The 24,153-nt window shown below is 71.8% G+C and carries 22 protein-coding genes and 1 riboswitch; of the genes, 14 read left to right on the forward strand and 8 right to left on the reverse strand.

Going from position 1 to position 24,153, the window contains the following annotated elements; translation table 11 throughout:
* Nucleotides 1–223: 223 nt before the first annotated feature.
* From ACFQRI_RS01735 to ACFQRI_RS01790, 12 genes are all read left to right on the forward strand, one after another.
* Nucleotides 224–466 (forward strand): hypothetical protein, encoded by a 243-nt coding sequence (locus tag ACFQRI_RS01735; RefSeq protein WP_380663447.1) that lies wholly within the window; start codon nt 224–226, stop codon nt 464–466.
* Nucleotides 467–631: 165 nt separating this feature from the next.
* Entirely contained in the window at nt 632–1,321 is a 690-nt protein-coding gene (locus ACFQRI_RS01740; RefSeq protein WP_380663450.1) for a CDP-alcohol phosphatidyltransferase family protein, read from the forward strand.
* Nucleotides 1,322–1,475: 154 nt separating this feature from the next.
* Nucleotides 1,476–1,859 (forward strand): glycine cleavage system protein GcvH, encoded by a 384-nt coding sequence (gene gcvH / locus ACFQRI_RS01745; RefSeq protein WP_380663453.1) that lies wholly within the window; start codon nt 1,476–1,478, stop codon nt 1,857–1,859.
* Between the two features lie 118 nt (nt 1,860–1,977).
* Nucleotides 1,978–2,442, forward strand: coding sequence for a glycogen accumulation regulator GarA (garA, locus tag ACFQRI_RS01750; protein ID WP_380663457.1), 465 nt, complete (start codon nt 1,978–1,980; stop codon nt 2,440–2,442).
* 376 nt (nt 2,443–2,818) lie between these two features.
* On the forward strand, nt 2,819–3,295 hold the full coding sequence (locus ACFQRI_RS01755) for a bifunctional nuclease family protein (RefSeq protein ID WP_132626999.1): 477 nt from the start codon (nt 2,819–2,821) through the stop codon (nt 3,293–3,295).
* A 257-nt stretch (nt 3,296–3,552) separates the two neighbouring features.
* The gene (locus ACFQRI_RS01760) at nt 3,553–4,125 is read left to right on the forward strand and encodes a MerR family transcriptional regulator (protein ID WP_380663461.1); all 573 of its coding nucleotides are present in this window, start codon (nt 3,553–3,555) and stop codon (nt 4,123–4,125) included.
* A 228-nt stretch (nt 4,126–4,353) separates the two neighbouring features.
* A riboswitch (glycine riboswitch) is annotated at nt 4,354–4,455 on the forward strand.
* A 167-nt stretch (nt 4,456–4,622) separates the two neighbouring features.
* On the forward strand, nt 4,623–7,511 hold the full coding sequence (gene gcvP / locus ACFQRI_RS01765; RefSeq protein WP_380663464.1) for an aminomethyl-transferring glycine dehydrogenase: 2,889 nt from the start codon (nt 4,623–4,625) through the stop codon (nt 7,509–7,511).
* A gap of 207 nt (nt 7,512–7,718) precedes the next feature.
* Nucleotides 7,719–7,988 (forward strand): HesB/YadR/YfhF-family protein, encoded by a 270-nt coding sequence (locus ACFQRI_RS01770; RefSeq protein ID WP_380663467.1) that lies wholly within the window; start codon nt 7,719–7,721, stop codon nt 7,986–7,988.
* Nucleotides 7,989–8,172: 184 nt separating this feature from the next.
* Complete coding sequence (locus ACFQRI_RS01775) at nt 8,173–8,838, forward strand: energy-coupling factor ABC transporter permease (protein ID WP_380664563.1); 666 nt, start codon at nt 8,173–8,175, stop codon at nt 8,836–8,838.
* The gene (locus tag ACFQRI_RS01780) at nt 8,835–9,176 is read left to right on the forward strand and encodes a PDGLE domain-containing protein (protein ID WP_380663470.1); all 342 of its coding nucleotides are present in this window, start codon (nt 8,835–8,837) and stop codon (nt 9,174–9,176) included. The genes ACFQRI_RS01775 and ACFQRI_RS01780 overlap by 4 nt, the downstream gene beginning before the upstream one ends.
* 2 nt (nt 9,177–9,178) lie before the next feature.
* Nucleotides 9,179–9,946: a cobalt ECF transporter T component CbiQ gene (gene cbiQ, locus ACFQRI_RS01785; protein WP_380663473.1), complete on the forward strand. Its 768-nt coding sequence runs from the start codon at nt 9,179–9,181 to the stop codon at nt 9,944–9,946.
* A complete protein-coding gene (locus ACFQRI_RS01790) occupies nt 9,934–10,713 on the forward strand; it encodes an energy-coupling factor ABC transporter ATP-binding protein (RefSeq protein WP_380663476.1) in 780 nt (259 codons plus the stop codon). Before cbiQ ends, ACFQRI_RS01790 begins: the two co-directional genes overlap by 13 nt.
* An 8-nt stretch (nt 10,714–10,721) precedes the next feature.
* On the opposite strand, the gene ACFQRI_RS01795 is transcribed toward ACFQRI_RS01790, so the two are convergent.
* Nucleotides 10,722–11,312 carry a TIGR03086 family metal-binding protein gene (locus ACFQRI_RS01795; RefSeq protein WP_380663479.1) on the reverse strand — a complete coding sequence of 197 codons (591 nt, stop codon included), beginning with the start codon at nt 11,310–11,312 and terminating at the stop codon, nt 10,722–10,724.
* A gap of 131 nt (nt 11,313–11,443) precedes the next feature.
* Here ACFQRI_RS01795 and ACFQRI_RS01800 point away from each other — a divergent pair, with 131 nt between their 5' ends.
* Nucleotides 11,444–12,658, forward strand: a complete 1,215-nt coding sequence (locus ACFQRI_RS01800; protein WP_380663482.1) for a Bcr/CflA family multidrug efflux MFS transporter — start codon at nt 11,444–11,446, stop codon at nt 12,656–12,658.
* Nucleotides 12,659–12,698: 40 nt separating this feature from the next.
* Here ACFQRI_RS01800 and ACFQRI_RS01805 read toward each other — a convergent pair whose 3' ends face one another.
* The 4 genes from ACFQRI_RS01805 to ACFQRI_RS01820 form a co-directional block, all read right to left on the reverse strand.
* Entirely contained in the window at nt 12,699–13,580 is an 882-nt protein-coding gene (locus ACFQRI_RS01805) for a 3-methyladenine DNA glycosylase (protein ID WP_380663485.1), read from the reverse strand.
* A 71-nt stretch (nt 13,581–13,651) separates the two neighbouring features.
* On the reverse strand, nt 13,652–15,289 hold the full coding sequence (locus ACFQRI_RS01810; RefSeq protein WP_380663488.1) for a protein kinase domain-containing protein: 1,638 nt from the start codon (nt 15,287–15,289) through the stop codon (nt 13,652–13,654).
* 83 nt (nt 15,290–15,372) lie between these two features.
* Nucleotides 15,373–16,413 (reverse strand): hemolysin family protein, encoded by a 1,041-nt coding sequence (locus tag ACFQRI_RS01815; protein ID WP_380663491.1) that lies wholly within the window; start codon nt 16,411–16,413, stop codon nt 15,373–15,375.
* Entirely contained in the window at nt 16,410–17,750 is a 1,341-nt protein-coding gene (locus ACFQRI_RS01820) for a hemolysin family protein (RefSeq protein ID WP_380663495.1), read from the reverse strand. The genes ACFQRI_RS01815 and ACFQRI_RS01820 overlap by 4 nt, the downstream gene beginning before the upstream one ends.
* Before the next feature lie 439 nt (nt 17,751–18,189).
* On the opposite strand from ACFQRI_RS01820, the gene ACFQRI_RS01825 reads away from it, so the two are divergent.
* Nucleotides 18,190–19,665: a peptide MFS transporter gene (locus ACFQRI_RS01825; protein ID WP_380663499.1), complete on the forward strand. Its 1,476-nt coding sequence runs from the start codon at nt 18,190–18,192 to the stop codon at nt 19,663–19,665.
* Nucleotides 19,666–19,734: 69 nt separating this feature from the next.
* Here ACFQRI_RS01825 and ACFQRI_RS01830 read toward each other — a convergent pair whose 3' ends face one another.
* From ACFQRI_RS01830 to ACFQRI_RS01840, 3 genes are all read right to left on the reverse strand, one after another.
* Nucleotides 19,735–21,240 (reverse strand): alpha/beta hydrolase, encoded by a 1,506-nt coding sequence (locus ACFQRI_RS01830; protein ID WP_380663502.1) that lies wholly within the window; start codon nt 21,238–21,240, stop codon nt 19,735–19,737.
* A gap of 91 nt (nt 21,241–21,331) precedes the next feature.
* Complete coding sequence (locus ACFQRI_RS01835) at nt 21,332–23,419, reverse strand: FUSC family protein (RefSeq protein ID WP_380663505.1); 2,088 nt, start codon at nt 23,417–23,419, stop codon at nt 21,332–21,334.
* 72 nt (nt 23,420–23,491) lie between these two features.
* Nucleotides 23,492–24,085, reverse strand: coding sequence for a TetR/AcrR family transcriptional regulator (locus ACFQRI_RS01840; protein WP_380663508.1), 594 nt, complete (start codon nt 24,083–24,085; stop codon nt 23,492–23,494).
* Nucleotides 24,086–24,153: the final 68 nt, after the last annotated feature.

Consider the following 24,153-nt stretch of genomic DNA (forward strand, 5'->3'; position numbering starts at 1 on the left):
GGGTGCGCGCCGAGCGGGTGAGTGGACGTCGCGCTCATCCGCCGAGCTGAACGGCGCGCTGCCGGCGGTTCGCGCTTCGGCGACGCGGATGACCCGCTGGGCGCTCGGCGGCGCTTCCACCGCGACAGGCCGGGTGCACGGGGCACACAATCTGCGCAGAGGCGATTTGCGGCTAACGCTGAGGTGATCGGTGCCGACAAACGAATCGGAGGTGCTACGAACGATGAGCACGAAACCCGCCCTGTCCGCAGGGAAGTCACCGTCCGATGAAACCGCCGGAGCTGAGGACCAGACCGGGGCCGAACTGCCCACCGCGCCGTGCAGCGTGGTGTGGAGCGGCGGCCACTGCTACGTCCGCGAAGGCGCCTCCGGAGCCCGCTGGGCGGGCGTGGACGACCGCGGCAGAGCGCGGTTCCTCACCGACGCCGAGCTCCACCGGCGGGGGTGGAGCCACCGCCGCCGCTGACCTCCTCGCCCGGCGGTCGGTCTCGCGGGGCCAGGTCGCGTCGATCTCGCCTCCGCTGCCCGGCCGCCAAGTGGGTTGTGCTGCCCATATGAGACCCTGATCGGGTAAGCATGCACGGGTGCGCACCCGGCGCGGGTAGTGGGGACGACCATTCAGGGGAGGCTCGTGGTGCAGGATGCCGAGCGCACCACGGATGACGCCACGAGCGGGACGGGCGGCGTGAGCGAGGGCCACCCGGACCCCGGTATGGACCGGATCCGCGAGGTCGCCCGCGGGGTCTGGGCCGATCCGCTGTGGACGCTGCCGAACCTGCTCAGCGTGGTCCGGCTGGCCGGCGTGCCGCTGTTCCTGTGGCTGCTGCTCGGTCCGCAGTCCGACCTGCTCGCCCTGCTGGTGCTGGTGGTCTCCGGGGCCACCGACTGGCTGGACGGCAAGCTCGCCCGCTGGCTCAACCAGTATAGCCGCATCGGCGAGCTCCTCGATCCCGCAGCCGACCGGCTCTACATCGTGGCCACCCTGGTGGCCTTCGTGCTCCGCGACGTCATCCCGTGGTGGGCGGCCGCCGCCCTGGTCGGCCGGGACGTGGTGCTCACGCTGTGCCTGCCGGTGCTGCGCTGGCACGGCTACGAGCCGCCGGACGTGCACTACCTGGGCAAGGCCGCCACGTTCTGCCTGATGTACGCGTTCCCGCTGTTGCTGCTGGTGCAGGAGGACTTCACCGGCGCCGACGTGGTCCGCCCGATCGCCTACGCCTTCACCTGCTGGGGCGGCGCCCTCTACGTGTGGGCGGGCGTCCTCTACCTCGGCCAGGTCATCGCGGCGGTCCGCCAGGCCCGCACCTCGACCCCGGGCTGAGCGCCCGGTCCTCGGGGCGCGGGCGCGCCTGCCGGGTGGCTGAGGGGCGTCTCAGCGGCCTGCGCGTCGCCTTGCGGGCTCTCGCGCGCGGCCAGTACCTTTCGCCGAAGCCGATCAACGGCGCGTTGCAACAGCGGCAGGAAGGCGGGACCTCGTGGCGGCCCCGGAGATCAAGTACACCGAAGAGCACGAGTGGGTGCAGCGCACGGCCGAGGACGTGGTGCGCATCGGGATCACCGACTACGCCCAGCAGCAGCTCGGCGACGTGGTGTTCGTGCAGCTCCCGGACGTGGGGCAGCAGGTCGCCTCCGGGGACTCGCTCGGCGAGGTGGAGTCGACCAAGAGCGTCTCCGACATCTACGCCCCGGTCGGCGGCGAGGTGACCGCGCGCAACGACGCGCTCGAGGACCAGCCCGAGCTGGTCAACTCGGCCCCGCTGGGAGACGGCTGGATGGTGGAGATCCGGCTGGCCGATCCGGAGCAGTGGGCCGGTCTGCTCGACGCCGAGGCGTACCAGAAGGTCATCGACCAGGCATGATCGTTCCCGCGGCCGCCTGGCGCGGGACCATGTCGGGAGTCGCGCGTCCCAGCCCTGTCCAGGCACGGTACGTTGGGTACATACTTGGCACGATCTATCCGCGTAGAGGAGAGCTCAGGTGAGCCAAAACAGCGGCTTCGGCGACGTTCCGCCGGAGCAGTCACCGGAGACCACCTCGGTCTTCAGGCCCTTCTCGGAGCAGGAGAGCACCGAGAGCGGGGCGCCGGAGCCCGCCGCCGCATCCGGGGTCGACGCGCTGCCCGCGGGGTCGGCCCTGCTGGTGGTCAAGCGCGGCCCGAACGCCGGCTCGCGGTTCCTCCTGGACCGGGAGACCACCAACGCCGGACGGCACCCGGACAGCGACATCTTCCTCGACGACGTCACGGTGTCCCGCCGTCACGCGGAGTTCCGCCGGGAGGGCAACGACTTCGTGGTGGTCGACGTGGGCAGCCTCAACGGCACCTACGTGAACCGGGAACCGGTGGACACCTCGGTGCTCGCCAACGGCGACGAGGTGCAGATCGGCAAGTTCCGGCTGGTGTTCCTGACCGGGCCGATCGACGGGGGCCAGGGCGGCCGCTGAGGTCGACCTCAGGGGGTAATCGACTACCGTCAGCGGGGCGGCGCCGCAGGGCGTCGCCCCGCTGACGCGTGAAGCAGCTGCGCGCCCGCGCGCGACCGCGCCCCGAATGCCGGGAATTTTCCGGCGGCACAAGCGGTTTCCACTGGGCGAACCGGGAGTTCGTGCGGTGTATCGTGCCGGGTGACGCTCAACGAGGAGCTGAGCCGGCGGTCCGGGCCGCGAGCCCGGACAACAACGATCGCGTTGAGCGGAGGACGGCCGCACCGCTCGCCGGGGATGGGCGCGTCCGCCGTATCGCGGGTAGCGTCGGAGGCGTCGGTGCGCGATCCTCGACGGGGAAGTCACGCTTCGGCGCGCTGGAGGAGGCGATGTGACGATGAGCAGCGAGATGCGCGTCGTCGGCGTGCGAGTGGAACTACCAGCCAACCAGCCGATCCTGCTGTTGCGCGAGGCGCAGGGCGAGCGCTACCTGCCGATCTGGATCGGGTCGGTGGAGGCCACCGCGATCGCCCTCGAGCAGCAGGGCGTGCGGCCCCAGCGACCGCTGACCCACGACCTGCTCAAGGACGTCATCGGTGCGCTGGGCAGGGACCTGGAGCAGGTCCGGATCACCGACCTGCAGGAAGGCACCTTCTTCGCCGAGCTGGTGTTCGACGGGGATGTGCGGGTGTCCGCGCGGCCGAGCGACTCGGTGGCGTTGGCGCTGCGCATCGGTGTGCCCATCCACGCCGACGAGTCGGTGCTGGACGAGGCGGGGCTGATCATTCCGGACGAGCAGGAGGACGAGGTCGAGAAGTTCCGCGAGTTCCTCGACTCTGTCTCCCCGGAGGACTTCCGCGGCGCCGACACGTGAGAAGCAGACCTCGACCCCTGGGGCGCTCGCCCCAGGGGTCTTCGTTCGCCCGTCGAAGTGTTGCCCGCAGCGCCCGCGCGTCGCGTTGACCCGGTCGCCGGGCGGGCCTACCTTCGAAGTGCGCGAATCGCCCCGGTGTGATTCAGCCGGTGGGCCGCCTCGGGCGGCATCGGCACAGTGTTCGCGGCGCTGGATCTCCACGGGTCCTAGCGCTGGTGATCGTCGTCGGCCGCGAGGCCGGACGAGGGGAGGCAGGCGTGGTCGAGGAAGCAGCCGAATCGAGTGCTGCGGAGCAGGGTGAACTGTTCGCCGACGCCTCGCTGCCGGACGAGCTGGTGGGCTACCGCGGCACGGCGGCCTGCCAGATCGCGGGCATCACTTACCGGCAACTCGACTACTGGGCGCGGACCAAGCTGGTCGGCCCGTCGATCCGAGGCGCCGCGGGCTCGGGTTCGCAGCGGTTGTACTCGTTCAAGGACATCCTCGTCCTCAAGGTGGTCAAGCGCCTGCTCGACACCGGGGTCTCCCTGCACAACATCCGAGTCGCGGTGGAGCACCTGCGCAAGCGCGGCGTTCAGGACCTGGCGAAGCTGACGCTGTTCAGCGACGGCACCACGGTCTACGAGTGCACCTCCGCGGAGGAGGTGGTCGACCTGCTGCAAGGCGGCCAGGGCGTGTTCGGCATCGCCGTCAGCGGCGCGATGCGCGAGATCAGCGGGACGATCCACGAGTTCCCGGCCGAGCGGGCCGACGGTGGCGAGAACATCGAAGCCCAGCTCACCGACGAGCTCGCACGACGCCGCCGCGAGCGCCAGGCCGAGACCGGTTGATCCTCGCCGGGGAGCACTGGCACCGCTCGGCGGCGCCTCGAGGTGCTGCCGCGGTGGCGGGAACCGGGGCCGAGGTGGGCTGACGGCTCCCGTCGCGGCCGAACCTCGTCGCCGCGGGTTCACCGCATCAGCGGAGCTCAACGGCTCCGAGCCGGTCGTCTGTTTGTGCGACAGGCGACATCGCGGGTCCGCAAGGCGCTGTTGATCGGGTAGCCTGACCGCTATCGCCGACCCCGTGCGGGAGAGTCCTGGACCGGCTTCGCCGGAGCAGGCGCCGAAGGAGCAAAACTCCCCGACAACCTCTCAGGCCACCTGGACCGCGCGGGCGAGATACCTCTGGAAAGAGGGTGCGCCGGACCGATGGTGCGCTCCGCCGACGGTGCAAGCCCGCTGCGAGCGGGTGAAGCTCTCAGGCGTTCGCTTCGCGGACAGTGACAGAGGGGGAGAGCAGCCCCGGCTGCCGCCCTTTGTTCGCCGTGATGATTGAGGTTTTGGCGATGACCGACGGTAAGCACGATCGCATCCCACTGGCCGCGCTGGAGCACGGACGGCCGTTCGCCGACCGCCACGTCGGGCCGATGCCCGCCGAGCTCGCCCGCATGCTCGACGTCATCGGCGTCGGCTCGCTGGAGGAGTTGGGCCAGAAGGCCGTCCCGGAGTCCATCCGCGAGGGCGACCTGCGGCTGGCGCTGCCGGATCCGGCCACCGAGACCGAGTCGCTGGCCGAGCTGCGCGAGCTGGCCGGTCGCTGCGACCCGCACACCGAGATGATCGGGCTGGGCTACTACGGCACCACCACCCCGCCGGTGATCCTGCGCAACGTGCTGGAGAACCCGGCCTGGTACACCGCCTACACCCCGTACCAGCCGGAGATCTCGCAGGGCCGCTTGGAGGCCCTGCTGAACTTCCAGACCATGGTCGCCGACCTGGCGGGCGTGCCGGTGGCCAACGCCTCGATGCTGGACGAGGCCACCGCCGCGGCCGAGGGCATGACCCTCGTGCGCCGCGCGGGCAAGAACAAGTCTCCGCGCTTCCTGGTCGACGCCGACACCCTGCCGCAGACCATCGCGGTCATCGAGACCCGCGCCGAGCCGCTGGGCATCGAGGTGGTCGTGGCCGACCTCTCGGGCGGTGAGCTGCCGGAGGGCGAGTTCTTCGGCGCGCTGCTGTCCTACCCCGGCGCTTCGGGCGCGGTGCGCGACCAGGCCGAGCTGATCGCGCATATCCACGAGCGCGGGGCCAAGGCCGTCGTGGCCGCCGACCTGCTGGCCCTGACGCTGCTGCGCTCGCCGGGCGAGATCGGCGCGGACGTCGTGGTGGGCTCCACGCAGCGCTTCGGCGTGCCGATGGGCTTCGGCGGTCCGCACGCCGGGTTCATGGCCGTGGCCAAGGGCATGGAGCGGCAGCTGCCCGGTCGGCTGGTCGGGGTGAGCGTGGACGCCGACGGCAACCAGGCCTACCGCCTGGCGCTGCAGACCCGCGAGCAGCACATCCGCCGCGAGAAGGCCACCAGCAACATCTGCACCGCGCAGGTGCTGCTGGCCGTGGTCGCCTCGATGTACGCCGTCTACCACGGTCCCGAGGGCTTGCGCGCGATCGCGACCCGCGCGCACCGGATGGCCGCGGTGCTGGCCGGGCAGCTGCGCCGCGGCGGGGTCGAGGTCGTCAACGACGAGTTCTTCGACACGGTCCAGGCCAAGGTCCCCGGCAAGGCCGACGCGGTGCTGGCCGCGGCCCGGCGCGAGGGCATCAACCTGCGCCGCGTCGACGCCGACCACGTCGGGATCAGCTGCGACGAGACCACCACCCGCGCGCACCTGGCCGGGGTGTGGCGGGCCTTCGGCATCCAGGACGGCGACGCCGACTCGGTGGACGCCGAGACCCCGGACGCGCTGCCCGCCGCGCTGACGCGCACCTCCGAGTACATGACCCACCCGGTGTTCCACACCCACCGCTCGGAGACCTCGCTGCTGCGCTACCTGCGCGCGCTGTCGGACAAGGACATCGCGCTGGACCGCAGCATGATCCCGCTGGGCTCGTGCACCATGAAGCTCAACGCGACCGCGGAGATGGAGCCGATCACCTGGCCGGAGTTCTCCTCGCTGCACCCGTTCGCGCCCGCCCAGGACGCCGAGGGCCTGCTGCAGGTGGTCTCGGACCTGGAGCAGTGGCTGGCCGAGGTGACCGGCTACGACGCGGTGAGCCTGCAGCCCAACGCGGGCAGCCAGGGCGAGTTCGCCGGTCTGCTGGCGATCCGCGCCTACCACCGCAGCCGTGGCGACTCCGGTCGCGACGTGTGCCTGATCCCGGCCTCGGCGCACGGCACCAACGCCGCCAGCGCCGTGATGGCCGGCATGCGGGTGGTCGTGGTGCGCTGCGACGAGCAGGGCAACATCGAGATGGAGCACCTGCGCGAGCTCACCGACAAGCACGCCGAGGACCTCGCGGCGATCATGATCACCTACCCGTCGACGCACGGCGTCTACGAGGACACCGTGCGCGAGGTCTGCGGCCTGGTGCACGACGCGGGCGGGCAGGTCTACGTCGACGGCGCGAACCTCAACGCGCTGATCGGGCTGGCTCGGATGGGCAAGTTCGGGTCCGACGTCTCGCACCTGAACCTGCACAAGACCTTCTGCATCCCGCACGGCGGCGGTGGGCCCGGGGTCGGCCCGATCGGCGTGCGCGGCCACCTGGCGCCGTTCCTGCCCAACCACCCGCTGCAGCCCGCGGCCGGTCCGGACACCGGCGTCGGCCCGATCAGCGCGGCCCCGTGGGGCAGCGCCTCGATCCTGCCGATCTCCTGGTCCTACGTGCGGATGATGGGGGCCGACGGGCTGCGCCGCGCGACGCTGACCGCGGTGGCCGCCGCCAACTACGTGGCCAAGCGGCTGGGCGCCTACTTCCCGGTGCTCTACACCGGCGAGGGCGGCTTCGTGGCCCACGAGTGCATCCTCGACCTGCGGCAGGTGAGCAAGGAGAGCGGCATCAGCGTCGACGACATCGCCAAGCGGCTGTCGGACTACGGCATCCACGCGCCGACGATGTCCTTCCCGGTCGCGGGCACGCTGATGGTCGAGCCCACCGAGAGCGAGAACCTGGCCGAGCTGGACCGCTTCTGCGAGGCGATGATCGCCATCCGCGCGGAGGTGGACAAGGTCGTGGCCGGGCAGTGGCCCGCCGAGGACAACCCGCTGGTGGGCGCTCCGCACAACGCCGCCTGCCTGGCCCAGGAGTGGAACCACGCCTACTCCCGCGAGGAGGCCGCCTACCCGATGGGCTACGACTCGGCGAAGGTGTTCCCGCCGGTGCGGCGCATCGACGGCGCGCGGGGGGACCGCAACCTGGTCTGCTCCTGCCCGCCGCTGGACGCCTACCAGGGCTGAGCAGCTGCTCCGGGCTCGTGCTGCTCGCCGGTTCGCGCGTTGAGCTCGGGTCGGCTCGTGCCTCGGCCGCACCTCGGATCGCGCTGCGGTCCCCACCTGGCGTGCCCGACACGCCAGGTGGGGACCGGTTTGCGTCGGGGCTCGCGGCTTTGACACGGTGGCCCCTTCAACCGACGGAACAACGCGCAGGAAGCAGTTGAGCTACGCATGCTGACCATCAGTGAGAACGCCGTAGAGGTCATCAAGCTCGTCCTCATCGGCGGAGAATCCTCGGAGAGCTCCGGTCTGCGCATCGCGTCGGCCGAGCAGGGACTGCAGGCCTCGGTCGCCGAATCTCCCGAGGAGGGCGACGAGGTCATCGAGGAATCCGGCGTCCGGGTCTTCCTGGAGCAGGAGGTCGCTCAGCTGCTGGGCGACAAGACCCTCGACGCCGAGCGGGACTCCAACGGCGAGCTGGCGCTGGCCGTGCGCGACTGACCTCGCAACAGGCTTCGAGCCGTCGGCCCGGGTGCTGCGACCCGGGCCGACGGCTTTTTTCACGGCCCGGCTGCGATCTTCCCCTCTTGCCAGGTACTGGTGATAGCAGGTCATCGGCAACTACCCTTGGTCCGCTGTTGTCGAGAACCAGAGGGGACGGGCCGTGCAGACCACCACGCTCGCCATGCACATGAGCGACGGGCTGCTCAACGCGCCGACGGCGGTGCTGTTCGCCGCGGTGGCGATCGCGGGGCTCTCCGTTGCGCTGCTGAAGGCGCGCACGGACCTCGACGACCGCACCGCGCCGATGGCCGGGCTGGTCGCCGCGTTCGTCTTCGCCGCGCAAATGATCAACTTCCCGGTGCTGCCCGGCGTCAGCGGGCACCTGCTGGGCGGCGCGCTGGCCGCGCTGCTGGCCGGACCGTGGGTCGGAGCGCTGTGCGTGTCGATCGTGCTGGTGGTGCAGGCGCTGCTGTTCGCCGACGGCGGGCTGACCATGCTCGGCGCGAACATCACCAACATGGCGCTGATCGGAACCGCCGCGGGCTACCTGGTCGCGCTCGCGCTGCGCCGGTTCGCCAAGCGCAGCCGTGCGGGGTTGCTGACCACCGCGTTCGTCGCGGCGTGGGTGAACACCGTGGTGGCCTCCTGCGGCTTCATCCTGGAGTACGCCATCGGCGGCGCGGCCGGGGTCGGCCTGGGCACGGTCTCGGTGGCGATGATCGGCGTGCACGCCCTCATCGGACTCGGCGAGGGGCTGATCACCGCGGCCACCGTCGGCGCGGTGGCCGCCGCCCGGCCCGATCTGGTCCACCTGTTGCGCACGAGCCGTGGGGAGGCCGTCCGATGAACGCCCGGCGAGGACGTTTCCTGCTGATCTTCGCGCTGGTCGTGCTGGTGGTCGCCGGGGGAGTGGCCTACTTCGCCGACTCCGACCCGGACGGCCTGGACGCGGTCACCCAGCGGGGCTGCACCGCGGTGCAGACCGAGCAGGGCGAGCAGCTGCGCGGCCACTGCATCGCCCAGCACGCCAGCGACCACGCCTTCTCCGACAGTCCGCTGGCCGACTACGCGCTCGGTGGTGACGACCGGTTCACCGGTGTGGCCGGGGTGATCGGCGCGATCGTCACGCTCGCGGCCGCGGGCGGGCTGTTCTGGGGCCTGCGCCGCAGGGGTGGGGAGCGCTAGCGATGGCCGCCGGGCACGCCGACGCGCTGCACCTGCCGGGCTCCTCGGCGCTGCACCGGGCGGTGCCGCAGGTCAAGATCGTCGCGGCCTTCCTGTTCGTGCTCTGCGTGGTGGCCACGCCCCGCGAGCTGTTCTGGGCCTTCGCCTGCTACGCGCTGATGGTCTTCGCCGCCTCGCGGCTGGCCGGGATCCCGGTGCGCTGGCTGGCCGGCCGGCTGCTCATCGAGGTCCCGTTCGTGGTGCTGGCCTTCCTGCTGCCGTTCACCGCCGGTGGCCCCACCACGGCTGTGGTGGGCCTGGAGCTGTCGACCGAGGGCCTGCTGGCGGGCTTCAACATCCTGGCCAAGGGCACGCTCGGCCTGGGCACCTCGCTGGTGCTGGCGGCCACCACCGCGCCGCGCGAGCTGGTGCTCGGGTTGCAGCGGCTGCGCACGCCGAAGCTGCTGATCACCATCATCACGCTGATGCTGCGCTACGCCGAGGTCATCGCGGCCGAGGCCGCGCGGATGCGGCTGGCGCGGATCTCGCGCGGTCACGACCCGCGGTTCGTCTGGCAGCTGGGCGCCACCGCGCGCGGCATCGGTAGCCTGTTCATCCGGTCCTACGAGCGCGGCGAGCGCGTGCACCTGGCGATGGTCTCGCGCGGCTGGGCGGGGGAGATGCCCGACCTGGAGCCGGTTCGGCGGACCCCGGTGCGGACCTGGAGCGCGGGCCTGGCGGTGCCCGCACTGGCCGCCGTCGTGTTGGGAGTTTCGCTGTGGACGGCGTGAGCGAGCAGCAAGCAGGATCGGCCACCACACCCGAGGTGGCGCCGGCGCTGGAGGTCTCCGGGCTGACCTACGCCTACCCGGACGGGCACGCCGCGCTGCGCGGGGTGGACCTGCGGGTCGCGCCGGGGGAGCGGGTCGCGGTGCTCGGCCCCAACGGCGCGGGCAAGACCACCATGACGCTGCACCTCAACGGCGTGCTGCGGGGAAGCACCGGCCGGATCTCGGTGGCCGGGCTGGAGGTGGCCGAGCGCAACCTCAAGGAGATCCGCCGACGCGTCGGCCTGGTCTTCCAGGACCCCGACGACCAGCTGTTCATGCCCACCGTGCGGGAGGACGTCGCCTTCGGCCCGGCCAACTTCGGCGCGCGCGGCGCCGAGCTGGAGCAGCGCGTGCACGGGGCGCTGGACGCGGTGGGCATGGCCGAGCAGGCGCACCGCTCGCCGATGCACCTCTCCGGCGGCCAGCGCAAGCGGGTCGCCCTGGCCGCGGTGCTGGCCTGCCGGCCGGAGCTGCTGGTTCTCGACGAGCCCTCGGCGAACCTGGAGCCGGTGGCCCGCCGCGAGCTCGCCGAGGTCCTGCTGTCGCTGGACAGCACGATGCTGATGGTCACCCACGACCTGCCGTACGCGCTGCAGCTGTGCCCGCGCAGCGTGGTGATCGACGACGGTCGCGTCGTGGCCGACGCGCCGACCGCAGATCTGCTGGCCGACGAGGAGTTCCTCGCGGCCCACCGCCTGGAGCTGCCCTACGGCTTCCGGGTGGGTTGAGGCTCAGCTCAGACCACGTCGGGTTTCCACGCGGGATCGCGGCCGGTGAGCCCGAGGAGGCGATCCAGCGGCGGTGCGGTGGGCGGTACCGGCACCGCCGCGCCGAACGGGCTGTCGGGATCGGGTTCTTCGCTGGCGAAGCTGCTGGCGAACTCCAGGCAGGCGGCCACCGACGCCGCATCCGGGTCGAAGCGCTGCCCGGTGGCCGCGGCCAGGTCCCAGCCGTGCACCGTGATCTCGTTGAGCGCCACGAGCCCGGCCAGCTCGCCGGGCAGCGGCACCCCGCCGGCCTGGGTCACGCCGGTCCAGGGCTCGTCGTCCCGCCAGGCCTCGGCGAGCTCGGTCAGCCGGTGCGGGATGCTGCTGCGCCAATCCCAGGGCAGGTTCTCCGCGCGCGGGTCCGGCGGCTGCGCGGTGGTCTCCAGGTCCTTGACCGCGGCGGCGGCGAAGGCGGCGGCCAGCCCGTGCACGTGGTCGAGCAGGGTGGCCACCGAGTAGTCGCGGCAGGGCGTGGGCGAGCGCAGGTCGTCCTCGCCGATGCCCGGCAGCAGGCCGGCGAGGTGGTGCGCGGCGGGTCCGAGGTCGTGCGTTCCGGGCATTCGGCCCTCCCCGTCTCGTGCTGGTCTCACGGGTTTGGACTCGCGTGCGACGAACAACTCATCGCGCGGCGCGCCGAAGCCGGTTACGGTTTTGCGGGGAAATTTTTCTTTTGCGAACGAACGAGGATGGGATGACTCAGGCTCCGCCAAGCCGGGCCAAGTACGCGTTGATTCTGGGCGGGATGACGGCGTTCGGTCCGCTGTGCATGGACATGTACCTGCCGGCCTTCCCGGCCATCGCCGAGGACCTGCGGGCCAGCGCCGCGGAGGTCCAGCTGTCCCTGATGGCCTGCACCATGGGCCTCGCGCTCGGGCAGCTGGTGATGGGGCCGCTGTCGGACGCCCTCGGGCGCCGCAGGCCGCTGCTGGTCGGGGTGGCGATCTACGTGCTCGCCTCGATCCTGTGCGCGCTGGCGCCCTCGGGGTACGCGCTGGCCGGGATGCGGCTGGTGCAGGGCTTCGGAGGCGCGGCGGGCATCGTGATCGCCCGCGCCGTGGTGCGCGACCTGTACTCGGGGGTCGCGCTGGCGAAGTTCTTCTCGATGCTGATGCTGGTCGTGGGCATCGTGCCGATCCTGGCGCCGGTCGTGGGCGGCCAGCTGCTGCAGCTGACCACCTGGCGCGGGGTCTTCGTGACGCTGACCGCGGTGGGCGCGCTGCTGCTGGCCGTGGCCACCTTCCTGCTGCCGGAGACGCTGCCCGCCGCCAACCGGCGGCCGGGAAGCCTGGGCATCACCCTCCGCACCTTCGGCGAGCTGCTGCGCGACCGGCTGTTCGTCGGCTTCGCGCTGTCGGCCTCGCTGGCCTTCGCGGCCATGTTCGCCTACATCTCGGGATCGTCGTTCGTGCTGCAGGACGTCTACGGGATGTCCGCGCAGACCTTCGGCGTGGTCTTCGCGGTCAACGCGATCGGCATCGTCGGCATCGGCCAGCTCAACGGGCGGCTCGTCGGCAGGGCCGATCCGCGCAAGATGCTGGCGATCGGGCTGTGCTGCAACCTGCTGGGCGCGCTGCTGGTGCTGGTGGCGGTGCTGGCCGGCCTCGGGCTGGTGGGCCTGCTGCCCGGGCTGTTCATCACGGTGGCCAGCGTCGGCCTGGTGATGCCCAACGCCACCGCGCTGAGCCTGTCCGGCCGCCCGGAGACCGCGGGCAGCGCCTCGGCGCTGCTGGGGGTGCTGCAGTTCGCCGTCGGCGGCATGGCCTCGCCGCTGGTCGGTGCCGCCGGCTCGCACACCGCGGTGCCGATGGCACTGGTCATGGGCGTGCTGTCGATCGCCGCGATGGCCGTCTACCTGGGCATGGCCCGGCGCGCCGTCACCCGCGAGCGCGAGCCCGCGGTGGTCTAGCGGTTCGGCCGGAAACCGCACCCCGTCCGGAGGTGGGATTTCAGGCCGATTCGCGCTGGGCGCCCCAGGACAGGATCTCCCGGCAGGTGTCGATGAGCCGCTGCCGCAGGCCGGAGGCCTCCTCGGCGAACTCGCGCTGGCGCCGCACGTACTCCGCCCGGCCCTGCGGGGTCTCGATCGGCACCGGCTCGTACCCGAGCGCGCTGAGGTCGTACGGGCTGGCGCACATGTCCAGCTCGCGCACCCGCACCGCCAGCTCGAAGCAGTCGGCGATGAGCTCGGCGGGCACGAACGGGTCGAGCTTGTAGGCCCACTTGAACAGGTCCATGTTCGCGTGCAGGCAGCCCGGCTGTTCGAGGCGCACCTGGTCGGCGCGCTCGGGCTGCAGCGCGTTGAGCGGGCGGGCCTGCGGGGTGAAGAACCGGAACGCGTCGTGGTGGGTGCAGCTGATCGGCATCGACTCGACGACCTCGTCGGTGCCCGCGTGCCCGAGCCGCAGCGGCCACCCGGAGTGCCGCACGTCGCCAGGCTCGGTCCGGTAGACCATCGCCCACTCGTGCAGCCCGAAGCAGCCCAGCCGCGCTTGCCGGGAGGCGGTGGCCGACAGCAGGCCGAGGACGAACTCGGCGCCGTCCCGACGCTTGTCTGTCAGCTCGGCCGGGTCCAGCGACACCCCGTCCGGGGTCTCGACGAACCCCCGCCGGTCGAGGAACTGCGCGCCGTTCTCCAAGGCCACGCCGACACCCGGTTGCCAGCGCTCCAGGCGGGCGGGCCGGAAGGAGTAGTAGGTGAACAGGAAGTCCAGCACCGGGTGCTTCCGCTTCTCCTGCTGGCGCTCGCGATGCGGCGCGGTCCAGACGGACACGCGCTCCCGGTGGGCTGCCTGCCGCGCCCGCCACTCCTGCTCGCTCAACACCGACATCGCTGGTCAGGTTAGCCGACGGTGCTCGGGGTCCTGGTGGTGATGCCCACCGCGCGGGGCCGGGATCACGTTCAGCGGTGGAAGCGGATCCAGTCGAGCTGGACGAGGTCGTCCTGCCCGTTGGCGGCGCCGACGACGAGGTGGACGGTGTGCGTGCCGGTGACGCCCCGCCCGAGCCGCACCGCCGCGTTCCGCCAGCCGGTGCCGCCGCCGGCGGAGGCGACGTCGATGCGCCCCACGAGCTCGCCGTCCGGGCGGTCCAGCCGGATGTCCAGGTGCGCGCCGGTCGCATCGCCGGTGGTGCGCAGCCGGGCGACGACCTCCGTGGCGGGCACGGGTCCGAAGGCCACGCCGTCCAGCCGCAGCACGTCCCCGGCCGCCAGCGAACCGAGGTAGCGCACGCCGTCCTCGGCGCTCTTCGAGACCCTGCGCCCCACGGTGGTGCCCTGCTCGACCTGCAGCTTCCGGTACGCCTCGCCGAAGGTCAGGCTGCGCTCGTTGGACACCGAAGCGGTTCCGGGGCCCTCGCGCCCGGCCAGGAAGCCGATGGTCGCCGCCCCGACCACCAGCACCACCCCGGCCACCGCCAGCGCGACCGGGGTGCGCACCGGCAACCGCGAGGGGATCGCCCGCGAGGGCGTGTCCTGCAGCGGAGCCGCGCGCTTGGGCTGCGCCGGCGCCGGGCGTCGCGGTGCGGGTGCGGCACGCCGGGCGCGGCCGGGAGGTGGCGGTGGAGCGGCGCGGCGGTCGTGCTGCCGGGGGATGGCCTGCGCCGAGGGAGGTTTCGGCACCGACATCCGCTCGGTGGTCGCGGTGCTGGGGTTGAGCAGCGCCTCGAACGGCTGCTCACCGGCGTCGAGGACCAGTTCGCGCAGCCGGTTGCGCACCTCGGAGAGCGGCATCCGCTGCTCCGGGTTCTTGACCAGCAGCCCGCCCAGGACCTCTCCGATCGGGCCCGTCTGGTGGTGGCGGGGGAGCGGTCCGTGCACGATCGAGCTGATCGTGGCCAGCGGGTCGGTGGACTTGTCGTACGGCGGCCGGCCCTCCGCGGCGGCGTAGAGCGTCGCCCCCAGGCTCCAGAGGTCCGCGGAGGCCTCCAGGGTGCGGCTGCGGGCGATCTCGGGCGGCAGGTAGGTCGGCGTGCCCACCAGCATCTCGGATCGGGTCATGGTGGCTTCGGCGACGTTGCGGGACAGCCCGAAGTCGGCGAGCTTGACCTGCCCCAGCGGACCCAGCAGCACGTTGCCCGGTTTGACGTCGCGGTGCACGATCCCCACCCGGTGCGCGGCCTGCAGCGCGGCCGCCACGCCGTCGACGAAGACCGCCAGCTGGTAGTGGTTGAGCGCCCGGTGCGTCTTGAGCAGCGCCGAGATGCTCTGCCCCGCGACGAGCTCCATCACCACGAAGGGCTGGTCGGCCTCCCGGGCGACGTCGTAGAGCATCACCGTGTTCGGGTGGCTCAACGTGGCCATCGCTCGCGCCTCGCGCAGCGCGCGCTCGCGCATCTCGGCGGCCTCGACGCTGGGGAGGCCCGGGGGGAAGCGCAGCTCCTTCACCGCTACCTGACGTCCCAGCAGGATGTCGCTGCCGGACCACACGTAACCCATGCCGCCGCGACCGATCGTGCGCTCCAGCCGGTAGCGGCCGCCGATCACGCGGCCGGACTCGGCGACGTCCGCGCGGGACGGCACCAGCTGATCATCTCGCACGTGGAGACACTACCCGGAAGCCGAAGCGCCGCTTCGCCGGGGACCGGCCCGGCGAAGCGGCGGCGGAGCCCTCGGGGCGCCCGTCAGCGCACGTGGGTGCCGTCCCGGACGGTTCCGACGTACTCCTCCACCAGGTCCTCCAGGGCGATGACGCCGGTCGCCTCGCCGGAGGCGTCCACGGCCGCGGCGAGGTGGCTGCCCGCGCGGCGGAGCTCGGCCATGGCTTCGGCCAGGCTCGCGGTGACCGGCACCGTCGGCAGCCGCCGCCAGCGGGCCGCGGCGATCGGGGTGCGCGGGTCGTTGCCCGCCTGGTCGAGCACGTCCTTGATGTGCAGGTAGCCGAGGAGATCGCCGTCGTCGCCGCGCACCGGGAACCGCGAGAAGCCGGTCTCGCCGACCGCCCGCTCCACGTCGCCGAGCGTGGGCCGCGGAGGCAGCACGGTCACCTCGGCCAGCGGCACCCGCACCTCGGAGACCGTCTGCTCGACCGACGAGAGGGTTTGCGCGAGCCTGCGGTGCTCGGACTGCTCCAGCAGCCCCTCGCGGCGCGACTCGACCAGCAGCTCGGCCAGCTCGGCCGAGGTGTAGGCGGTTTCCAGCTCCTCCTTGGGCTCGACCTTGAGCAGCTTGAGCACCGCGTTGGCCAGCATGTTGAACAGCGCGATCAGCGGGCGCGCGACCTGCACGAAGGCCACCAGCGGCGGAACCAGCCACAGCGCGACTCGTTCCGGCTCGGACAGCGCCAGGTTCTTCGGCACCATCTCGCCGACCAGCACGTGCAGCACGACCACCACGGCGAGCGCGATCGCGAAGGAGATCGCGTGGGTCACCGCCTCGGGGATGCCCAGCAGCGCGAACGGCCCGCCCACGGCGTGCGCGACCGCGGGCTCGCCGAGCCGGCCCAGGCCCAGCGAGCACAGCGTGATGCCCAGCTGCGCGCTGGTGAGCATGAGCGAGCCCTCCTGGCTGGCCTTGATCACCGTGCGGGCCCGGCCCACGCCCTGGGCGAGCAGCGCTTCCAGCCGGTCCCGGCGGGACGACAGCAGCGAGAACTCCGCGCCGACGAACAGCGCGTTGAGCAGCAGCAGGCCCACGCCGAGCAGGATGGCGAATCCGTCGCTCATCGGGTCACCCCCACCGGTTCGGCGTGCGCGCGCTGGCGGGTCAGCCGCAGCTCGGCGATGCGGTGCCGATCCATCCGCATCACCGTGAGCAGCCAGCCGTCCAGGGCGAGCCGGTCGCCCACCTCGGGGATCCGGCCCAGCCGGGTCAGCAGGAACCCGGCCACGGTCTCGTAGTCGCCCTCGGGCATGGCGAAACCGGTGGCCTCGGTCAGCTCGTCCGGCCGCAGCAGGCCGGAGATCAGCCACACGTCGGCGCCCAGCCTGCGCACCGCCGCGATCTCCTGGCGGTCGTGCTCGTCGCGCACATCGCCGATGATCTCCTCGACGACGTCCTCGAGGGTCACGATGCCCGCGGTGCCCCCGTACTCGTCGACCACCACGGCCATCTGCAGCCCCGAGCCGCGCAGCCGGTTGAGCAGCGCGTCACCGGCGAGCGACTCGGGCACGGTGGGCACCGGCCGCGCCAGCGATTCCACCCGGGTCGAGTCGCGGCGGTCGGCGGGCACGCCGAACGCCTGCTTGACGTGCACGACGCCGTGCACCTCGTCGAGGTCGTCGCCGTGCACCGGGAACCTGGAGAACCCGGTGCGCTGGGCGAGGTCGAGCAGATCGGTGATGGTGTCGCCGACGGCCAGGGCACCGACCTTGACCCGCGGGGTCATGAGCTCGTCGGCGGTGCGGTCGCCGAAGCGCAGCGACCGGTCCATCAGCGTCGCGGTCGACTCGTCGAGCGTTCCGCGCTCGGCGCTGGAGCGCACGATCGAGCCGAGCTCGTCGGGCGAGCGAGCCGAGCGCAGCTCCTCCTGCGGTTCGACGCCCAAGCGCCGCACCAGGTGGTTCGCGGTGTTGTTCAGCAGGTTGATCAACCAGCCGAACACCTTTGAGAACCCGGCGTGGTAGCCCGAGACCACCCGCGCGGTGGGCAGCGGCCGGGCGATCGCGAGGTTCTTGGGCACCATCTCGCCGAAGACCATCGACAGCGCGGTGGCCAGCAGGATCGCCAGCGCCAGGGCGACCCCGGAGACGATCGCCTCGGGCGTGCCGAAGGCCGCCAGGACCGGCTGGATGAGATCGCCGATCAGCGGTTCGGCGACGTAACCGGTGATCAGCGTGGTCAGGGTGATGGCGACCTGCGCGCCGGAGAGCTGAAACGACAGCGTGCGGTGCGCGCGCTGCACGGCGTGGGAACGGCGGTCCCCGACGGCGTTGACGTGCGCGTCGACCGTGCTGCGCTCCAGCGAGGTCAGGGAGAACTCGGCGGCGACGGCCAAGCCGGTGCCCAGGGTGAGGACTCCGACGAACAGCAGGCCCGCCGCGGACAGCAGAACTTCGATCAAACCTCGGCCCGCCAGTTGCTGCGCTGGGCCGGAGCGGGGTCGCCGGGTCGCGAGCCCGGCTCGGTACTGCTCGGCTCGGCCGGGCCCTCGGGCGATTGTGCCGCTGGCACTTAGTTGCTCACTCCCATGTTCGAAAAAGGTGGAAACCGCATAAAAGGTTCCGACTCAGTGTAGCCGCGAGGTCCGGGCGCTTTCAGTGGTGGTGCGATCACAATTCGCACAATTCCCAGTACCGGCGACTTCTGGCCGGGGGCGTGTTGCCTCGGTACGTGCGTACGTTCCAGCAGCGCGCCGAGTTCCCCGAGGTGAGGGCGTTATGGTGATCGTCACTGTGACGAAGGTGACCCGGTGGTCTGATCCACTCGGGGACGACGTAACCTGCCGCAAACGTTGTTGCGGTTAACGCCGCCCCCTGTTCGAAACACGAGAGGACGTGATCGTGAGTACCCCCACGGTTGCGGACGCGCCGCAGACGGGATTCCTCGGGCATCCCCGCGGTTTGTTGACGCTGTTCTTCACCGAGATGTGGGAGCGCTTCTCCTACTACGGCATGCGCGCGATCCTGGCGTACTACCTGTACTACGCCGTGTCGGAGGGCGGCCTGGGCATCCCGGAGTCGACCGCGCTCTCGGTGGTCGGCGTCTACGGCGCCTCGGTCTACATGACCGGCATCCTCGGCGGCTGGCTGGCCGACCGCATCCTCGGTGCCCAGCGCGCGGTGCTCTACGGCGGCTTCATCATCATGCTCGGCCACCTCGCGCTGGCCGTCCCCGGCGGCATCGCCCCGGTGCTGGTCGGCCTGATCCTGCTGGTGATCGGCACCGGTCTGCTCAAGCCGAACGTCTCCGGCCTGGTCGGCGGGCTCTACGGCGCGGACGACACCCGTCGCGACGCGGGCTTCTCGATCTACTACATGGGCATCAACCTCGGCGCCTTCTTCGCGCCGTTCATCGTCGGCACCCTCGGCGAGAAGGTGAACTGGCACCTGGGCTTCGCCGCCGCTGCGGTCGGCATGGCCTTCGGCCTGGTCCAGTACGTCATCGGGCGCAAGAACCTGGGCTCGGCGGGCGTCGAGCCGGTCAACCCGCTGCCCGCGGAGCACAAGGGCCGGGTGCTGGGTCGCGCCGGCGGCATCGTGGTCGCGTTCGTCGCCGTGCTGGTGGCCCTGTCCGTCAGCGGCGTCATGGGCCTCAGCGGCATGGTCGACGTGGTCAGCCTGATCTCCGCGGTGCTGCCGGTCGTCTACTTCGCGGTGATGCTCTCCAGCAAGCAGATCACCAAGGTCGAGCGGGACCGCCTGGTGGCCTACATCCCGCTCTTCCTGGCCACCGCGCTGTTCTTCCTGCTGTTCGAGCAGCAGCCGAACACGCTGGCCAACCTGGCCGAGGCCGACACCGACCTGAACGTCCTGGGCTTCGTGATCCCGGCCTCCTGGTTCCAGTCGGTCAACCCGTTGGCGATCATCGTGCTGGCGCCCGCCGTGGCCGCCCTGTGGGTGAAGATGGGCAACAAGCAGCCGTCCACCCCGCAGAAGTTCGTCGGCGGTCTGCTGTTCGTCGCGCTGGCCTTCCTGTGGGTCGTGCTGTCGAACGTGGTCTCCGGGGACGGCAAGCACCTGCCGCTCATGCTGGCGCTGGTGTTCGTGATCATGACCGTCGGTGAGCTGCTGCTCTCCCCGGTCGGCCTGTCGGTGACCACCAAGCTGGCGCCGAAGGTGTTCGCCTCGCAGACCATGGGCCTGTACTTCCTCGCCCCGGCGATGGGGCAGGGCCTGGGCGCCCAGGTGGTCCAGCTGTACTCGGTGGACAACCAGAAGACCTACTTCGCGATCATCGGCCTGGCCACCATCGGGTGCGCCGCGCTGCTGCTGGTGGCCTCCCGCAGCATCAAGAAGTACATGCACGGCGTGAACTGACGTCGCGCGTGGTGCGAAAGGGCCGGCCCCGGAGTTCCCGGGGTCGGCCCTTTCGCGTGGTCGCGCGGGTCAGCGCAGCTCGACGGTCCGGGTCCGCTCCTCCCGCGCGCCGGGGTCGGGCAGCGGGTGGCCCGGGACCGCGACGTCCCCGGCGGGCAGCTCGCCGTCGAGCAGGTAGGCGGTGCCGATCCGGTCGGCCGCGTCGTTGCCCGCCAGCGCCCAGACGCCGTGCTCGCCCGCGTCCTTCTCGGTGACCAGCACCGAGGACGGAAGCGATCGGTGCATCTCCTGCGCACCCCGGTACGGGGTGGCCGCGTCGTGCTCGGAGTTGAACATCAGCACCGGGGGCAGTCCGGTGCCGGTGATGCGCATCGGCTGCTGCGAGGGCGCGGGCCAGGTGCGGCAGGGCGCGACGGTCCAGCTGTTGTACCAGGCGGCGAACGGGTGCTCGGCGGCCATCCGCGCCGAGTCGCGCTCCCACCACGCCTTGCTGCGCGGCCACGGCGCGTCGGCGCACTCCACGGCGGTGTAGATCGCGTTGGAGGTCTCGGCCGCGGCGTCCTTGCGCTCGACCATGCCGACCAGCTTCTGGTCCTCGCCGCGCAACCGGACCTGCGCGATCGCCTTGGCCAGCGGCTGCCAGCGCGAGTCGCTGTACAGCGCGTCGAAGGTGATGTCGAGGAACTCGGCCGGGCCCAGCGGTCCGCGCGGGGCGCGGCGCAGGCCGTCGCGCACCCCTTCCCAGGCCGCGCGCACCTGGGCGGGCTCGGTGCCGAGGCCGAAGTGGTCGTGGTGCTGGGCGACCCAGCCGTAGAAGTCCTCCAGCCGCCGCTGCGCGGCGACGTCCTGGGCGAGGTTGTTGCCGTACCAGATCTCCGAGGGATCCGGGTTGACCGAGCTGTCCAGGATCATCCGGTCCACGTGCCTGCCGAACATCTCGCCGTAGACCGCGCCCAGGTAGGTGCCGTAGGAGTAGCCGAGGAAGCTGATCCGCTGCTCGCCCAGCGCGGCGCGGATGCGGTCCACGTCCCTGGCGTTGTTCGGGGTGGTCAGGTGCGGCAGGTACTTCCCGGCCCGCTCCTGGCAGCCCGCGGCGTACTGCGCGGCCCGCTGCCAGTTGGCCTCCCGCGCGGCTGGCGAGTCCGGGTCGGGCAGCGGGGTGCGCCAGTATTTCTCGGGGTCCGCGCAGGTGATCGGCTGGCTGTGCCCGGAGTTGCGGGTGTCGAAGCCGATCAGGTCGTAGGAGTCGCGCACCGGAGCCGGCAGCTGGGAGGCCAGCCCACCGGCGAACGCGACGCCCGGACCGCCCGGACCACCCGGGTTGACCAGCAGCGATCCGCGGCGCGATTCGGGCTTGCGCGCGGGCAGCTTGGACACCAGCAGCTCGATCTGCTCGCCGCCGGGATCGGCGTAGTCCAGCGGTACGCTCAGCTCGGCGCACCGCATCTGCGGATAGGGCCCGGCGATGTCCTCCGGGCACGGCCCGAACTCCAGGCCTGCCGGCGCGGCGGAGGCGGCCGGGGCGGTGGTGACCACGGCCGCCGCAACGAGACCGAGTGCCGTCGAGCGCTTCACGAGACCTCCGCGAGCCGAGGGGCGGACGATCTCGGAGGTTAGATCGGTTCCCCGGCGGGGCGCGGCGAGCGGGCGGGCGCGTCCGCGAGTTTCACGCCGCGGAGTGAGCCGAGTGCGGCTCCAGCGCCAGTTCCCGGGCCAGGTCGTCGATCACCTGGGTGACGCGGTCCAGCCAGGTGATCGTGCGGTGCAGCGAGGTCGGCCCGTCGGTGAGCGACTCGGCGATGTCGTGCAGCGCGTCGCTGGTGCGCTGCGCGGCGGCCATGGCCTCGTCGAAGGTCTCGCGGTTGCGGTCGTTGAGCCCCTCGGCCGCGTCGGCCAGCGCATTCATCAGCTCGGCCAGCCGCTGCCGGGTGTCGGCGTCGACCATCGGGGTCGCCTGGGACAGGGCCACCACCACGTTGCGCGCGTAGTAGGCGCAGCCGCTGAGCTTGAGCGCCATCCGCTGCACCTGGCTCTGCCGGGACCGCAGCCGGTACAGCGTCAGCGGCCGCGAGCTGGCCAGCACCTTGTGCAGCGCGTCGTCCAGGGTGCGGATGGGCTCCTGCAGGCCGGTCGCGGTGCCCCGCTCGGCGAGCTCGGTGCCCGCGCCGCGCAGGAAGTCGCGCAGCGCGCCCAGGAACTCCGCGGTGTTGTCCCGGACCAGCTCGCGAGTGCGGGTGGGCAGCACCACGGCCGCGGCGAGCGCCCCGGAAGCCGCCCCGATCAGCGTCTCGACCAGCCGCAGCCCGAGCACCGAGAAGGTGAACACGCCCAGCATGCCGTAGAGCACGCCGAGCATGGTGGTGATGAAGAAGGTCATCGCCGCGTAGGAGTAGCCCACGAAGTAGAACGCCAGGAACACGCACAGCAGGATCACCGCGATCTCGGCGCCCAGGTCCCCGGTGATGTTCACCGCCACCAGGATCCCGGCCAGCACGCCCAGCAGCGTGCCCAGCGTGCGCTGCCAGGCGCGCACCAGCAGCTCGCCGCGGCTGTTGGTGGTGATGAACACGACGAACGCGGTGATCACCGCCCAGTACCAGCGGTTCGGCGAGACCAGCTGGCCGAACAGGATGGCCAGACCCGCGGCGACGGTGACCTGGATGGCCGTGCGCACCTCGGGGCGGTTCAGCCCGGTTCCGGTATCCTCGTCGGCGTCCTGCTCGTCGGCCGGCTCGACCTCGTCCTCGTCCACCTGCTGCTCGCCGAGCTCGCCGGTGGCGCCGGCCAGCTCGGCCAGCGCGCTGCCCAGGCGGCGGATCGCCATCGCCAGCTGCACCGAGCCGCGCTGCTCGACCTGCTCGGAGACCTGCCGGGTCACCTCGTGGATCTCGGCGTGCGGGCTCTCCAGCACCTCCAGCAGCGCGCCCACCGCGTGGCCGACCTCGCCACCACCGCTGGGGTGGTCGACCAGCCGCAGCAGCCTGGTCACCATGTTCTCGGCGGCCAGCTCCACGTCGAGCACCCGCTGGCGCAGCAGCTCGCGCCGGGACTCCGGCAGCGCGTCCAGGCGGCCGATGGTGTTCTCCAGCATCAGCGCGGTCTCGTTGAGCCGCACCGAGTGGTTGTGCAGCTTGCGCCGCCGCGACTCGGACCCGGGGTGCTCGGCGACGTCGTGCACCGCGTGCAGCAGCCCGTGCACCTGGGCGCGCAGCGTGCGCCTTCCGCGGTCGAGGATCCCCTCCGGGTCGTCGCGCAGCACCACCAGCTTGAGCACCGCGGCGGCCGCCGCGCCCACGACCACCGCCACCACCAGCGCGGGCAGCTGGGCCATCTGCGGTTTGAGGAACATGGCGAAGAAGTAGCCCATGAACGCGACCATCCCCAGCGGGAAGTAGCGCGCCCCGAACCGCCGCACGTAGACGGCTGCGAAGCTCACCACCAGGAACAGCAGGCTGTGCACCAGCGGCAGCGGCTGGGTGGTGATGGACAGCACCAGCGCGGCGACCACCGGCAGCGGCAGCAGCGCGAAGGTCAGCAGCTGCGCCCCGCGCTCGGTCTCGCTGACGCCCATCGAGCCGTTGATCGCCACCACCGCGCCGATCATGGCCATCGGCGCGGGCTGACCCCACATCGACAGCAGCGGCAGGTTCGCGCCCAGCGTCAGGGCGACCGACAGCAGCACCCGCACGGCGCCCCGCAGGCGGCGCAGCGACGGATCCGAAGCCAGGAAGCGATTCCACCACTGGCTCAACATGCGCCGCCCGGCTCCTTCGTTCGCTGGTTCCCGCGTCCCGAGGTTACGTCGAAGCTCGGCCGCGGAGTGGGATCACTGGCTCCGGTGGCGTCGCACGCTCTCCTCGACCAGGTCCAGCACCGAGCGCAGGTGGTCGGCGGGCAGGCCCATCGCCAGGTGCGAGACCAGCCCTTCCAGCACCAGCTCCAGGTAGGCGGTGAGCACGTCCACGTCGACGTCGTCGCGCAGGTTCCCGGAGTCGCGCTGCCACTTCAGGCGCGCGCGGGTGGCCGCGGTGAGCAGTTCGGAGCGCCGCGCCCAGCGCTCCCGGAACTCGTGATCGGTGCGCAGCCTGCGGGAGACCTCCAGCCGGGTGCCCAGCCAGTCCGCGCCCAGCGCCCGCTCCTCGATTCCGGTGGCCTCGTCGAGCAGGTTGCGCATCACCTGCACCAGGCCCTGCTCGGCGACGACATCGGCCATCCTGGTGGCGTCGTCCTCGGCGAGGGCGAGGAACAGCGATTCCTTGTCCTTGAAGTGGTGGAAGATCGCACCGCGGGACAGGCCGGTGGCCTCCTCCAGCCGCCGCACGGTCGCACCCTCGTAGCCGAAGCGCGCGAAGCAGGACCGGGAGCCGTCGAGGATCTGACGACGCCGGGTGTCCAGGTGATCCTGACTGACACGGGGCATGCGGCGATGTTCCCAGGATTCCCCGAGCAGATGCAATCCGTACGTACGTTTTGCTGCCCGGTGCCCGC

Origin of the sequence: Saccharopolyspora griseoalba (assembly GCF_042665275.1) — a bacterium.
Lineage (GTDB): Bacteria > Actinomycetota > Actinomycetes > Mycobacteriales > Pseudonocardiaceae > Saccharopolyspora > Saccharopolyspora griseoalba.

What these genes read in the sequence shown, in the direction of transcription:
- ACFQRI_RS01735 (WP_380663447.1), top strand. Translation starts at nt 224, where the DNA reads ATGAGCACGAAACCCGCCCTGTCCGCAGGGAAGTCACCGTCCGATGAA.
- ACFQRI_RS01755 (WP_132626999.1), top strand. Translation starts at nt 2,819, where the DNA reads ATGAGCAGCGAGATGCGCGTCGTCGGCGTGCGAGTGGAACTACCAGCC.
- gcvP (WP_380663464.1), top strand. Translation starts at nt 4,623, where the DNA reads ATGACCGACGGTAAGCACGATCGCATCCCACTGGCCGCGCTGGAGCAC.
- ACFQRI_RS01770 (WP_380663467.1), top strand. Translation starts at nt 7,719, where the DNA reads ATGCTGACCATCAGTGAGAACGCCGTAGAGGTCATCAAGCTCGTCCTC.
- ACFQRI_RS01775 (WP_380664563.1), top strand. Translation starts at nt 8,173, where the DNA reads ATGCACATGAGCGACGGGCTGCTCAACGCGCCGACGGCGGTGCTGTTC.
- ACFQRI_RS01780 (WP_380663470.1), top strand. Translation starts at nt 8,835, where the DNA reads ATGAACGCCCGGCGAGGACGTTTCCTGCTGATCTTCGCGCTGGTCGTG.
- cbiQ (WP_380663473.1), top strand. Translation starts at nt 9,179, where the DNA reads ATGGCCGCCGGGCACGCCGACGCGCTGCACCTGCCGGGCTCCTCGGCG.
- ACFQRI_RS01795 (WP_380663479.1), bottom strand. Translation starts at nt 11,312, where the DNA reads ATGCCCGGAACGCACGACCTCGGACCCGCCGCGCACCACCTCGCCGGC.
- ACFQRI_RS01800 (WP_380663482.1), top strand. Translation starts at nt 11,444, where the DNA reads ATGACTCAGGCTCCGCCAAGCCGGGCCAAGTACGCGTTGATTCTGGGC.
- ACFQRI_RS01805 (WP_380663485.1), bottom strand. Translation starts at nt 13,580, where the DNA reads ATGTCGGTGTTGAGCGAGCAGGAGTGGCGGGCGCGGCAGGCAGCCCAC.
- ACFQRI_RS01815 (WP_380663491.1), bottom strand. Translation starts at nt 16,413, where the DNA reads ATGAGCGACGGATTCGCCATCCTGCTCGGCGTGGGCCTGCTGCTGCTC.
- ACFQRI_RS01835 (WP_380663505.1), bottom strand. Translation starts at nt 23,419, where the DNA reads ATGTTGAGCCAGTGGTGGAATCGCTTCCTGGCTTCGGATCCGTCGCTG.
- ACFQRI_RS01840 (WP_380663508.1), bottom strand. Translation starts at nt 24,085, where the DNA reads ATGCCCCGTGTCAGTCAGGATCACCTGGACACCCGGCGTCGTCAGATC.